The 12,747-nt window shown below is 40.6% G+C and carries 10 protein-coding genes and 1 riboswitch; of the genes, 3 read left to right on the top strand and 7 right to left on the bottom strand.

All coding sequences use genetic code 11. The features are described 5' to 3' along the window. Positions 1-93: 93 nt before the first annotated feature. The 5 genes from QUE46_RS09965 to QUE46_RS09945 all read right to left on the bottom strand — a co-directional run bounded on the left by QUE46_RS09965 (position 94) and on the right by QUE46_RS09945 (position 6,051). Positions 94-390, bottom strand: a complete 297-nt coding sequence (locus tag QUE46_RS09965) for a hypothetical protein (protein ID WP_286244658.1) — start codon at positions 388-390, stop codon at positions 94-96. A gap of 403 nt (positions 391-793) precedes the next feature. Continuing rightward, on the bottom strand, positions 794-1,345 hold the full coding sequence (locus tag QUE46_RS09960; protein WP_286244657.1) for a DUF4136 domain-containing protein: 552 nt from the start codon (positions 1,343-1,345) through the stop codon (positions 794-796). A gap of 108 nt (positions 1,346-1,453) precedes the next feature. After that, complete coding sequence (locus QUE46_RS09955; RefSeq protein ID WP_286244656.1) at positions 1,454-4,231, bottom strand: ATPase; 2,778 nt, start codon at positions 4,229-4,231, stop codon at positions 1,454-1,456. Next, positions 4,228-4,776, bottom strand: a complete 549-nt coding sequence (locus QUE46_RS09950) for a hypothetical protein (RefSeq protein ID WP_286244655.1) — start codon at positions 4,774-4,776, stop codon at positions 4,228-4,230. Before QUE46_RS09950 ends, QUE46_RS09955 begins: the two co-directional genes overlap by 4 nt. Before the next feature lie 3 nt (positions 4,777-4,779). Then, complete coding sequence (locus QUE46_RS09945; RefSeq protein ID WP_286244654.1) at positions 4,780-6,051, bottom strand: hypothetical protein; 1,272 nt, start codon at positions 6,049-6,051, stop codon at positions 4,780-4,782. Between the two features lie 212 nt (positions 6,052-6,263). Here QUE46_RS09945 and nhaD point away from each other — a divergent pair, with 212 nt between their 5' ends. Then, on the top strand, positions 6,264-7,511 hold the full coding sequence (nhaD, locus tag QUE46_RS09940) for a sodium:proton antiporter NhaD (protein WP_286244653.1): 1,248 nt from the start codon (positions 6,264-6,266) through the stop codon (positions 7,509-7,511). Between the two features lie 98 nt (positions 7,512-7,609). Then, a riboswitch (Lysine riboswitch) is annotated at positions 7,610-7,782 on the top strand. Positions 7,783-7,856: 74 nt separating this feature from the next. Continuing rightward, positions 7,857-9,242, top strand: a complete 1,386-nt coding sequence (lysC, locus tag QUE46_RS09935) for a lysine-sensitive aspartokinase 3 (RefSeq protein WP_286244652.1) — start codon at positions 7,857-7,859, stop codon at positions 9,240-9,242. A 17-nt stretch (positions 9,243-9,259) separates the two neighbouring features. Here the strand turns inward: lysC and QUE46_RS09930 are convergent, their stop codons facing one another. Continuing rightward, entirely contained in the window at positions 9,260-10,003 is a 744-nt protein-coding gene (locus QUE46_RS09930; protein WP_286244651.1) for a 4'-phosphopantetheinyl transferase superfamily protein, read from the bottom strand. A gap of 138 nt (positions 10,004-10,141) precedes the next feature. Between QUE46_RS09930 and QUE46_RS09925 the strand changes: the two genes are divergently transcribed. Continuing rightward, positions 10,142-11,464 (top strand): sodium-dependent transporter, encoded by a 1,323-nt coding sequence (locus QUE46_RS09925; protein ID WP_286244650.1) that lies wholly within the window; start codon positions 10,142-10,144, stop codon positions 11,462-11,464. A gap of 67 nt (positions 11,465-11,531) precedes the next feature. Here QUE46_RS09925 and QUE46_RS09920 read toward each other — a convergent pair whose 3' ends face one another. After that, positions 11,532-12,512: a 2-hydroxyacid dehydrogenase gene (locus QUE46_RS09920; RefSeq protein WP_286244649.1), complete on the bottom strand. Its 981-nt coding sequence runs from the start codon at positions 12,510-12,512 to the stop codon at positions 11,532-11,534. Positions 12,513-12,747 lie beyond the last annotated feature (235 nt).

Here is a 12,747-nt window from a genome sequence, read left to right as displayed (position 1 = left end):
AAAAAAAACAAGGAGAATGCTATTTGATTTAATAACATTCTGGTATTACTAATATTAGCGTGTTTTATTTTTGGATTCTTTTTTGTTTTTTTATTATTTGATTTCTTCATGTTTACCAAAAAAAGTAATAAGCATAGCTATAAATATTCCGGCAAAGCCAACGGTTGAGAAAATTGAGCTATATTTACTTTTAATACTGAAAATATTTAGCAAGCTAGTTATTAATAAGAGTGATACTCCAAGTGTTTTTAAAACTCCTAGTGTTTTATTCAAATGTATCCATGTTTGACAATATGGGCACTCGAATTCAAAAAGCATCCCTTTTTTATTAGTATTTTTTATATCTCTATTATTAATTTTATTCTGACAGCTAGGGCATGTAGGTTTCATTTTAATCCTTTATTTAACCTTTTTAACTTCTCTTAGTACCCTAAAACCAATATAGCTTGATCTGCGGTTTACTTTAAATACCAGTCTTTGGGAGTGATGTAAATGTTTGTGCTCCTTTAGCTAATGTAAAACCTATTTATAAAGTAATACTGCCAAAGCTATTTTAAGAGGGCTTAAAATTTAAATTATATTTGAGAAATCATAAGTAATTAGAAGCTGCGCTTCTCGCGCAAGCAAGCTTAGCGCCTACAAGTAAAGTTTGACACGGTGTTTTGTATACGTGCAGCTTGCTGACGTGACGAGCGAAGCTCGTAATTATTTAGCTCTGCAGCACCAAAATATACACCCACAAAAAAGCTCACATAATGTGAGCTTTTAAAACTTATTTAAAGCTAATGTTAATTTACAGCTGCTTGTGCGGCGGGAAGTTGCTTAAAATATTAGCGACTGTTTCTTTAATTGATGCTTCGCGTTGCTCTGGCGATTGTTTTTTCTTTAAACGGCCCTCTTTAGCACCACGCCATATCAGCTGGTTTGATTCGCGGTCAATAATATCAATTACTAAAGTACCTACTTCGTACTCGCGGGCGCTAATATCGCGTTGAAAGCCCGTACCCCAATACCCCCAACGTGCGCCGTAGCCTACGTTAAAGCTGTCTACTTCTAGCTCTTTATCTACCGATGCATGGTAGTTAACTAACACATCAGCTTGGGCTGGATCTACTAGCCTCATCCCCAACGTTTGGCTAAGCTCAGCGTTTACAGCTGTTCGTACACGTTTTTCCATTAAACCGTTAATTTGGTAGTTTGTGGTATCTTTGGTTAGGCTCGCGTTTTCTACCCAAGCAAATGTTTTAAAATTACTAAAGTTGGCTGATTTGTCGTAATCCCAGTCTGGGGTTTGCGTACAGGCTGTAAGTAGTGCTAGCGCTGCAACAATAAGTATATTTTTCATTACCTTTGCTCCAATAAAATGCGTTAATTTAAAATAACACACATTGTTTAAATGTGTATTAGTTTAACGTCCTATATTTTAGTTTAGTTAGTTTGCCTTAACGGCCAATTAACTGTGTTCAACTTCTATCCAGTCTTTTTCGTCTACCCAGTTTTGGGCGCCATCTTTTACTGAACGAATAGGTACAATGTAATCACAGCTTACCTGCGGCTTAACTGAGGCAAATATTGGCACAAAGCCAAAGCTTAATGCGGTTTCTATGATTGCTTTTTGGTTTTGCGGGTCGATATCGGCCGCTTCATCTATATAAATAGGTATACGGTAAAGGTTTTGTTCTTGATCGCTTAATAAGTAACGAATAAACAACATGCCGCATAATAACTTAATAGTAATACGTGTGCCGTTTGAACCGGCTGAATCGATTTTTTCAAAGTGTTCGGTTTCGCCTGCGCGGTTTACCACTTCAAAACGAATATCAAATAAATCAGTTAAGGTGAGGCCCGCTTTATCTGATGCGAGTTTAATTAAGTGATCTTTTGCTTCGTTTACCGCGCTTTCGCTGTAGGGTTCTTGGCTTAGTAAATCAAGGGTGTCGCCTTGCTCAAACTGATGCGACGTGCTGATAATAGTATCAATACTATCAACCAGCATTTTGCGCGGTATTACGTTAATTTTAAACGCTTGCAGGTTAGAAATACGGTGCTGGCTTATGCCTTTATTAAAGCTATTCATCTCGCGGCGCAGGCGATCTAAGTCTTCGCGCAGGCCTTTAATGGTTGCGGCTACTTCGGTCAGAGCTACGCGTCCTTGGCGCTCAACGGCATCGCGTTCGTTATCAAGGTTGTGAAATGCACTAATTAGTTTTTGGTATTTAGTAAATTCGTCGTTTTCGTTATCGAACTTAGTAATGCCTGCGTTATATACATGCAAATAGGTATTACGCACGTTTATGTCAAAATTGCGCAGCTCTTGGCAGTCTTTATTAAAGTGATGTACTAAATCGCTTAAGTTATCAAAGTCGACTGTTATATCAATCATGTACGGAGTTACTTTCCCGCTGTATAAATCGAGAGTATGATCAATTCGCTCGCTTTTAACTTGGCGAAGGCGCTCGGTTTGGCGATTAATTTGCTCTTGCTTTGATTTAATTAACGAGCGTCTGTCTGCAATTGAGCCACTATTTTTTTGTATGTCTTGCAGGTAATCATCAACTTGTTCGCGCTCTGCTAATAATTGCTCTTTTAGCATGGCTTGCGCTTCTACCGACTGCTGCATTACCTCAAATTGCTCTAAACGTTTTAGGGCGCTCTCTGCGCTCATTAGCTCATCGTAAAGTGCATCTTTTTCTTTTTGTTTATCTGCCACGTTAGCGGCTACTTCGCGCTGTTGTTTAAACTCTTTTAAGGAGCGTTCAAGCGCGTCTAATTGAGCACTCAGCTGGGCTTTGTTTTCACCGCTTTGCATTTGCACAGGCGAGAGCTTTTTAAGTTTAATGCTTGCCCCAGGAAGGGTAAGTACACCGCCTTTTACGTTTTCACTTAATAGCGATAAAAACTCCCCAAAGGCGTCTTCGTCATCAATGCTTATATCGCCATTGCTGGTGGTGGCAAACGAGAGTAAGTCGGGATTTAAAATGCGCGATATTTCTTCTACTTCTTTGAGTGATAGGTCTTCGCGCATTCGAGTAAACAAATTAAATTCAAGGTTTTTAAGCTGCAGTTTTAAGCTTTTTATTTGTTTTTGCGTTTCGCTAATGCGGTAATCAAGGGTGTGCAGGCTTTGCCCTTGTGCACTGGTTATTGAGTGCGAAAGCGACTCGTAATCTTGCTTTAGTTGAACAAGGTTTGCTTTGAGGGTGGCTTTATTTACTAGTTCAAACTCGCTTTTTAAAGCGCTGTAATCTAAAAACCACTGCTCAATTTGGGTTTGTTTGCGCTCTATATCGCGCGATTGCTGCACGTATAAGCTTTGCTTTTGTTCAAACTCGTGTTTTTCGTGCTCTATGTCTTCAAGGGCAATGGCGAGTTCGCTTAGTTGCTCTTCTTGGTAGGTATCAAAGTCTATTAGGGCTTGGTCAATTTTTGGTGCGTAGGCTGCTAACTTACCTTTAAGCACGGTTTGGTTTTCAAGCATTGATTCAAGCGCACTTATTGGCTCTTGCATTGATTCAAGGGCTTTTAATTCACGTTTAGCCCGGTTTACTTTATCAAACGAGCGACGCCAGACTTCGTAAAAGTCGACCTTTGAGTTTGACATATGGCGCTCAAATACACGCAGCATAAAGCGTTTAACATCGCTTGCGCCTAATTTGTGTAAGTTAAGAATACGCCTAAATATTTCTTTATAAATGGCTGAGTCTTGCACGTTATTAAGCGGTATCATTTTTAAATTAATATCGCCATCAAACGGGGTAGCGCCGCCGGTAAGTAGGGCGTTTAGCTCTTGTGATTTTAGCTCTATTGGGTTGTAACCTTGCGTTTTTAAATGATTAAACAGCTTAGTAAATTTAATTATGGTATTACCTTGCGTGTACTGCGCTAAATCAAGTTTGCCCTGATAACAAAAGTACTGATGCGCGTAACCGGCTATTTTACCAAGGCCCGCCACACCAATAACGACCGAGCCATGGGGGAGGTTAGCTTCTAGTAAAATGTACGACTGATCCGATGAAAAATAAAACTTACGGGTTTCATCTAAATCGTGCCCGTCCCATTCGGTTAAACGTAAATCATTTATTAGCGGAAACTGGAGGGCGTTAATAACCGAGCTTTTACCGGTATTGTTTGGCGCACAAATAGAGCTGCTTTTATCAAGTGGGATCACACACTTTGCATAGCCTGCGGTATTAAGTAGGGCGAGTTTACTCAGTCCGTATAGGTTTTTCATTGCTCGTCCTCCGTGATGTAGGTTTCTTCGTTTACTTCCATAAGTGCATCAATGTAGCGGTGAATAGGCGCTTGTAGCATAAAGCCGCCTTCTACTTCGCGGGCTAAACCTAAGCGCACCATACGCAGGTAAACGTCTTTTCGTAAATCTGAGCCCGAAAATATCTCAAGCTGATCAAACAAGTGTTTGTTAATTTGCACTAAGGTTTGCATCAGTTCTAAATCGTTTACTTCGTCAAACAATGCGCGCATAGGGTCTTTACCCGTATTGGCAAAATGCTCAATTAAAATGTAAATAGTCAGTGCAATAGCACGGGATATTTTACCCATGTTTGGCGTGCTTTCGTCGCTGGCAAAGTAGTAAAAGCCGCGGCTGTCGTGCTTTAAGTCGTGGCCAAGGGCGCTAAATAAGGCGCTGTAAGATTCTATGTGCTGGTCAAGCTCTTGCCACATTATGTTGTCTTGTTCGCAAATATGGTAACCCGCACCTAATTTTTTATTAATGGCTTGCAGGTGTGTTAGCTCGTTTAGGTTTATATGTGTCATGTGTTACTCGTCTGCCTGTGTATCTGGTTGAGGCGCTGAATTAAATGGGTATAACGAAAAGTGTTGGCCGGCTATTTTTACGCGTGTTTTTTCATCGCTTTGGCTAATGTGAATTTCACTGTCGCTGACTAGTTTTTGGTATAAAAATAGCATTTCGTCGGCGTCTAGATCGGGGTAGCTCTCATCTAAAAATTGCAGTAATGGCTGGGGCTTTTTACGTTTTTTATTAAAGCGTTTTGCAAAGCTTGTTTTAACATCGTGATAGTCAGGAATATTAGGCGTTACAAAAGCCGGTACGTCTTGTTGCTCTGGAAGCTGGTATTCTTCGTGTTCAAATTCTACCAGGCTTGCCATGTAAGCCACTATATGGCGCTGCTGGCCAAGCGAATAGCGCTGCGCATCGCTTACAAAGTTTGGCTGTACCGCACTTAGCATATTGTCTACGCCATTTTTACGCACAAGGCCAAGCACTTTTGCTGCTTGGCGGGTAATTAAGTTATTACGGCGTAGCTCTTCGCGCAGTGGCATAAGCATATCGGCACTTTTACGTAAGCTTTCTCGGCCAACTAAATGCATTTCGAGTATACGGGTACGTAATTGCTCAAGCATGCGTTTGTCGTTGTAGGCTTTACCCGAGCGCTCTATGTGCTCTATTTGCTTACTTATTTGTTGTTCAATAAGTGTAAAGCAGGCATGAAAATCACCGCGAATATCGACCATTTCAAGCATCGGCTCTATGTATTCGTCAAAGGCTTCTATTACGGCTTTGTAGCGCTTTTGCAAAGATTGCACAGCGTGATCAGACTTAGCTTGCTCAACAATATTTAAAATAGCGTTTTCGTTGTGCGCGTAAAGCTTCATTATTTTACGTACCCGATCATCCATAATGCGGCTATAGCGGCGTAAATCGTCAAAGTCTTCCATTTCGCCGGCATTATCTAAACGCTTTCCTAGACGGGCTAAATCATCAACCAAAACGCTAATTTCTTGTGCTAAGCCTAGGTGTTCTTCTTGTAATAAAAAGGTGGCAAAGTCGGCAATGGCACGGTTAATTTCAAGCTGAGAAGATTTAGCCAATGGAATGAGTATATCTTGATTGAGCAAACGATTTGTTTCTTTGTATATGCGCTCGTTTGTCCACGTGGGCTGCTTTTGCTTAATGGCATTTTGTACGTCTTTTAGGCTAAAGTCGGCCATTTTAAAACGTTTAAATAATAGCTCTAACACACCCCAATGTTCGCTAAGGGTATTTAGCAGCTTTTTAGCTGGGATCATAAGAGATTACAACATCCTAGTATTTTATTATTGAGTTCTTAAAAAGGACTCATTATTACGTATTTTACCTGCATATGGTATTCGTTTTTAAGACCATTTAATAATAGTTTTTGCATATCTGTGGTGCTAGAATCCGCACCAAAATTAGGAACGCTTAAACGCAAGTTGTTTATGTGTCCTGTTAAAACTATATCAAAGGTTATTTAACTACCATGCTCCCCTCGATAATTTTAACCCTAATAGCGATTGCCTTTTTACTGATCGTTATAGAAGATATAATTCACGTAAATAAAGCCAAAACTACACTCTTTTTTGGCACGCTTTGTTGGATTATACTTTTTGTTAACCCACTCCATGGGCAAAGCCCTGCAACTATTCAGCACCTTCTTAACGAAAACATATTAGAAATAGCCTCGCTATGGCTGTTTTTAATGGCCGCCATGACCTTTGTTGCGTATTTAAATTCAAAAGGATTTATAGAAAACATTGTGCACCGGGTTATGCCTAAAAGCATTAGTGAACGACAACTTATGTTTTTAGTGGGGGGCTTTGCGTTTTTGTTTTCGTCTATTTCTGACAATGTGACCGCTACGCTTATATCACTTGCTGTGGTTATGTCGTTAAAGCTGGAAGCTAAAAAGCTGATTAAATACGCCACACTTATTGTGTTTGGGGTTAACTCGGGTGGAGTGTCGTTAATTACCGGTGATGTAACTACTTTAATGATATTTTTAGATGGCAAAGTGTCTATTGCAAACTTATTACTACTCATAGCGCCTGCGTTTATAAGTGTAATGTTACTGGCGCTTTTGCTCTCTGTTGGTATGAAAGGGCAAATAGAGTTTGTGGGCTCGCAAAAAAAACGGATAGAAAAAACTGACATTACCATCGCCATCATATTTTTATCAACCGTGGTAAGTACTTTAACCCTTAGCGTAATTTATAGCGTACCGCCGCTACTCACATTTTTATTTGGTTTATCGGTTATGTTTTTAGTGGCGCAATTTTTAATGCGTAAAAAAGACATAAACAAAGACATCATCGATTTTGTTCGCGAGATAGAATACGACACACTACTGTTTTTTGTTGGGGTGCTTTTACTTGTTGGCGCATTAAAAGAAATTGGTATTTTAAGTAAATTTACCGATTTATATACAGTAATGGCACCTGAGTACGCTAACTATTTAATGGGAATACTATCTGCAGGGGTCGATAACGTACCGCTTACTGCTGCGCTATTAAAAGCAGATATAATAATGAGCCAGCAACATTGGTTGTCGTTTACCTATGCAACAGGTGTAGGTGGGTCAATGCTTATAATTGGTTCTGCAGCGGGTATTATTGCCATGAGCAAACTTAAAGCACTTACTTTTACGAGCTACTTTAAATTATCGCTGCAATTATTAATTTGTTATACCGTAGGTTATGCAGGCGCTTACTTTATGGGTGGTTTTGTTTAATTTTTACTATAAATGCTTGACACCTAGACGTCTAAACGATAACTTTCAAAGCCCCGCTAATTAGCGGGGCTTTGTTTTATTAGCCAGCGGTTAATAAAACATTCAGAAGAGGTGCGATACTTAGGTATTTAATGGTAGGTGACGAACGCCCATAACCATTAAAGAGGGAAGTACTCGCCGAGAAAAACACTAGTACGTCGCTATTGTTTTTCGGTTTATGGGGCTGAATCCTCAAAACTGTCACCAATATAGGTGGAGAGCTTCTGGCAGCGGACACATCAAATGCATTCCTTTGCCAAGTTCTTCTTGTTTTTTAGCGGTTAAAATACCGCGAAAGGAGACTAAATGACTACCCAATCAGTGCCACAAACAGTACCAGGCGCAAAATCAGATTACATCGTTGCCAAATTTGGCGGAACCAGTGTTGCAAACTTTGAAGCGATGAGTCGCTGTAGCGAAATTATTGTTGCAGATAAAAGCGTGCGTATTGTAGCAGTGAGCGCCAGCGCCGGCGTAACTAATCACTTAGTTGCACTGTGTAAATCAAGCATTACCCCAGAGCAGCGCCAAGAGCACATTGACGGCGTGCTAGCTATTCAGCAAGCAATTTTAGATGAGCTCTCGCTTGATGCCGATTTAGCCGTAGGTTTTAACGAAACGTTAAAAGCGTTTCAAACGTTAGCACTTGAAACACTAACAACGGATCAGCAGCACGATGAGCTACTTAGTTTTGGTGAGCGCTTATCGTCGTACTTATTTGCACAAGTGCTACGTTTAAAAGGCTTAAATGCCGACCGTTTTGATGTACGTAAAGTACTTAAAACCGACAGCCAGTTTGGTAAAGCAACACCCAATGTTAAAGCCACAGCGCAAGCGGCTAAAGAGATTTTAATTCCGTTATTAGATGAGCAAGTAATTGTGACTCAAGGTTTTGTTGGTAGCGACGAATTTGGCCAAACAACCACGCTTGGCCGTGGTGGCTCAGATTACAGCGCAGCATTACTTGCTGAGGCGATTAACGCTAAAAGCGTACATATTTGGACCGACGTAGTGGGTATATTTAGCACAGACCCACGCTTATGTGCAAAGGCAACGCCAATTGCCCGTTTAAGCTTTGACGAAGCCGCAGAAATGGCCACCTTTGGCGCAAAAGTATTGCACCCAGCCACTATTTTACCAGCCAGCCGCAGCCATATTAATGTATTTGTAGGCTCTAGCCGCGAGCCAGAGCGCGGTGGCACGTGGATTGAGCGTGAAAAGTCACAGCAGCCGGGTATACGCGCTGTAACGCAGCGTAAAAACCAAATATTGCTCACGCTTAAAAGCCCTGAAATGCTATTAGCAAGTGGCTTTTTGGCCAGAGTATTTACCATTTTAAGTGAGTTTAATATATCGGTAGATTTAGTGACTACCTCAGAAATTAGTGTTGCTATTACCTTAGATAACGCACCCAATGCCTCGCGCCCTGAGCTTGAGCAAGCGTGTTTAGATAAGCTAGCTGAATTTTGCCATGTGTCGGTTGAAAATAACTTAACCTTAGTGGCGCTAATAGGCTCAGAAATACAGCTACGCCAGCACGAAATGAACTTAATGAACGTATTAAAAGAGTTTAATATTCGTTTAATTTGTCATGGTGCAAGTAAGCACAATTTATGCTTTTTAGTAGAGCAAAGCGAGTCAGATACCGTAGTGCAAGCAATACACAGTCGCTTATTAGAAAGCGCTGCCTAGGCTTATATGCCAAGTAATTAAGTATCTAAATTTTTAAGCATAAAGCACCGCCAGTCGGTGCTTTTTTTATGCGCCACGCTTATATCAAACCCCTCATTGGCAACCATTATGGTGTTACTCGATGCTGTAAGGTTTAACAAAGATAATTCATCAAATACATTTGGGCTAAGCAATTGCGCTATTGGGCGGCTTGTTGCTTTAGCGAGTGCCTCTTTTAAGGTCCAAATTCTAAAAAAGCAGTAGGCTTGCTCTTTTATAGCCAAAGGGGCGGTAATTAAGTCAATTTCAGCCTTATTGTAAAAATGCTTTGCGAGCTTTTCGAATGGGCGTTTTAAGCTTATTTTTTCAATATCAAACCCAAACTCAGCCTTAGTAACATTAAGAGCTACACCAACTAAGCCATGAGAATGCGAAATACAGGTATTAATAACGCTGCGGTTTATATGGAGCTGCAGTTTTGAGCACTCTTCATTAAAGAGGGTGCTCATTTTATTAAGCGGTACGTGCGCGTATTGGGGCTGGGTATGCTTGGCAAGCTGCTTTAGCAATATGCGCGATGCTAGATATTCTTGCTTTGCTTGCATGCGTTTACGGCGATTTATAACGCTTAGCTCAAACGGGCTTAGGTACTGGGTTAAATCGAGGTGTTCTACATTAAGGGTGCTTGCATTAAACACTAAAATAGTATTGTTGCTAGGGGGTAAATCGCTATAAAAAGAGGGAGCAATGCTTAAGGTGTTTTTAAAAAAGTGGTTAGTCATACGCGCTTAAAATAAGTGAGTGCTGTAATTATGAGCGGTTAACAGCGCTTATTTATGCCAACAGCAATTTTATTACTCAGTTGGCATTAAATATGGTTTAATTCACAATAATCAAAGAATAACAGAATTTGTAGATATATGGCACAAGTGCGTGATGGATTTCAAAGCCGGTTTGGTTTTGTTTTAGCCGCTGCAGGCGCAGCAGTGGGTTTAGGTAATATATGGGGGTTTCCTACGCAGGCGGCCAACCATGGTGGCGGCGCATTTTTATTGGTTTACTTTGTTGTTATATTTTTACTTGCGCTACCTGCGCTTTATACCGAACTTTATTTAGGCCACCAAGCGCAAGCAAACCCAGTAAAAGCATTGGGTAATGCGTGGCAAAACACCAACAAAAAAGTAGGGGCTGCCGCCGGGTATATAGGCCTTGCGGGCGCTGTGGTTATGCTTAGCTTTTATTCTATTGTAGCTGGGTGGATGCTCTCTTACGCGATAGAGCCTATTACTACATTTTTTGGTTTTAGTGCAGCAAGCGAGTTTTTACACAGCGACTCTATGGTGCGAAATTTTATATTTACGCCGCTTATGCTTATTTTAACCGCCAGTATAATTTTAAAAGGGGTTAAATCGGGGATTGAAACTTGGTCGCGCCGTTTAATGCCATTGTTATTGGTGCTACTAATAGGTTTAATTTTTTATATCGCCAGTTTAGAAGGCGCCAGCGAAGGGTTTGCCGCTTATTTAATTCCTGATTTTAGCCAAGTGCTTGACCCAAATTTAATTATTGCAGCAATGGGGCAGGCGTTTTTCTCGCTCTCATTAGGGGTTGGCTGCATGATGATTTATGGCTCGTACCTGCAGCCAGATGCAAACCTGCCAAAACTAACTGCAAGCGTTGCACTGCTTGATACCAGCGTGGCATTTTTAGCCGGTTTACTGATAGTGCCTGCCATTTATGTTGCACAGCATAACGGGGTAGAGGTGTTTAGTGGTGGTAAACTAATTGGCGAAGGGCAGCTGATATTTGCTATTTTGCCTGAGTTATTTAGCACCATGGGCGAAATAGGTTTGCTTATAGGTTTGTTGTTTTTTGTACTAATGTCGATTGCCTCAGTGACATCTACTATTTCTACTACAGAAATACCGGTTGCGTTTTTAGTAGAAAACCACCGCGTAGATCGTACTAAAGCAACGTGGGCTGTAAGTTTAGTTGTGCTTGTATGCGCAAGTGCCATTATATTAAATTTTGAGTGGTTATTTGGTTTAGTAATTATGCTGTTTACCCAATACCAACTCCCGCTTATGGGGCTGTTTTACTTTATAACTGCAGGTTGGATGTGGAAACGCGGTAATAAGCTTCATAAAGCCAGCAGTGGCACGCATTACTGGTTTGCTCAATACATTCGTTTTGTTTGCCCGATATTAATGACCCTTGTTTTTGCAAACGTTGCGTTTGGCTAAAGTATTTTAAGCTTTACCCGTTATAAATAGAGTAAAACGGGTAAAGCTAAATTTACGGGCAACGGCTTTATAGCACCTCATTAGTTAAAGGTTTGTGCTCACTAATTTCTATTGCGTTTTGTATGGTGGTATTGGCAATTTCGTTAAGGGCTTCTTGAGTAAAAAAGCCTTGATGACCTGTTACTAATACATTTTTAAAGCTCACTAAGCGCGAGAATATATCGTCTTGGTTTATCTCATCGCTATGGTTTTTAAAAAATAGCTCCGACTCTTGCTCGTACACATCAAGCCCTAAATACCCTAGCTTTTTAGTTTTAAGCGCATTTATACAGGCTTTGCTATTAAGTAGCGCACCGCGCGAAGTGTTAATTAGCATTACTCCAGGTTTCATTTTATTAAATGCATTGTCGTTTATTAAATGGTGTGTTTGCTCATTCAGTGGGCAGTGCAGTGAAATTATATCGCTTTGAGTAAGCAGCGAATTTAAATCGGTAATGGTGTAGTTGCCAGGTGTTGCATAAGGGTCGCACACTAAAACATGCGCGCCAAAGCCATTTAAAATATTACAAAGTGCAAGGCCAATTTTACCACAGCCTATAATTCCAACTGTTTTGCCATGTAAGTTAAAGCCTAATAAACCGTTTAAATCAAAGTTGTCTTCGCGTACGCGGTTATAGGCTTTATGTGTTTTACGGCTAAGGGTAAGCATAAGTGCAACACAGTGCTCAGCTACGGCTTCTGGGCTGTATGCAGGTACTCGTAATACCTTTATGTTCTGAGCTTTGGCGGCAGTTAAATCAACATTATTAAACCCTGCACAGCGAAGTAAAATAGTGCTCACCCCAAGCTCTGCCAATTGCTCTATTACGGCTGCACTAACCGTGTCGTTTACAAATACACACACCGCATCAAACCCGTTAGCAAGCAGTGCTGTTTGCTCGGTAAGTGCTTGCTCAATGTAACAAATCTCTATTTGAGGGTATTTGTTAGTACTGCGCTTAAAAAAAGGCTGTTCGTATTTTTGCGTACTAAAAAAAGCAATGTTCATGTTATTTACTCCAAAGCTTAGCTGTTATACCAATTCGCATAATCAAGTGATCTATTTTGAGGATGGAAAAACGTGCTGATAACAAGGCAAAAAAATCGCTATTTAGTTGTTCTCGGCAATTGCTCCTGCATTGCTCTACCTTGTGCATCCATGCAGTCGTAAATGAGAGTTTTTTAACGCAGATAGCGACACGTTTAGCCCCTAAAAATGATTAAGCATTATTGCGGATTGGGTT

The sequence above is a fragment of the Pseudoalteromonas sp. MM1 genome, assembly GCF_030296835.1.
Taxonomy (GTDB): domain Bacteria; phylum Pseudomonadota; class Gammaproteobacteria; order Enterobacterales; family Alteromonadaceae; genus Pseudoalteromonas.
The sequence above is the reverse complement of the archived record's forward strand: the minus strand, read 5'-3'. Positions and strand labels throughout refer to the sequence as shown.

What these genes read in the sequence shown, in the direction of transcription:
- QUE46_RS09965 (WP_286244658.1), bottom strand. Translation starts at nt 390, where the DNA reads ATGAAACCTACATGCCCTAGCTGTCAGAATAAAATTAATAATAGAGAT.
- QUE46_RS09960 (WP_286244657.1), bottom strand. Translation starts at nt 1,345, where the DNA reads ATGAAAAATATACTTATTGTTGCAGCGCTAGCACTACTTACAGCCTGT.
- QUE46_RS09955 (WP_286244656.1), bottom strand. Translation starts at nt 4,231, where the DNA reads ATGAAAAACCTATACGGACTGAGTAAACTCGCCCTACTTAATACCGCA.
- QUE46_RS09950 (WP_286244655.1), bottom strand. Translation starts at nt 4,776, where the DNA reads ATGACACATATAAACCTAAACGAGCTAACACACCTGCAAGCCATTAAT.
- QUE46_RS09945 (WP_286244654.1), bottom strand. Translation starts at nt 6,051, where the DNA reads ATGATCCCAGCTAAAAAGCTGCTAAATACCCTTAGCGAACATTGGGGT.
- nhaD (WP_286244653.1), top strand. Translation starts at nt 6,264, where the DNA reads ATGCTCCCCTCGATAATTTTAACCCTAATAGCGATTGCCTTTTTACTG.
- lysC (WP_286244652.1), top strand. Translation starts at nt 7,857, where the DNA reads ATGACTACCCAATCAGTGCCACAAACAGTACCAGGCGCAAAATCAGAT.
- QUE46_RS09930 (WP_286244651.1), bottom strand. Translation starts at nt 10,003, where the DNA reads ATGACTAACCACTTTTTTAAAAACACCTTAAGCATTGCTCCCTCTTTT.
- QUE46_RS09925 (WP_286244650.1), top strand. Translation starts at nt 10,142, where the DNA reads ATGGCACAAGTGCGTGATGGATTTCAAAGCCGGTTTGGTTTTGTTTTA.
- QUE46_RS09920 (WP_286244649.1), bottom strand. Translation starts at nt 12,512, where the DNA reads ATGAACATTGCTTTTTTTAGTACGCAAAAATACGAACAGCCTTTTTTT.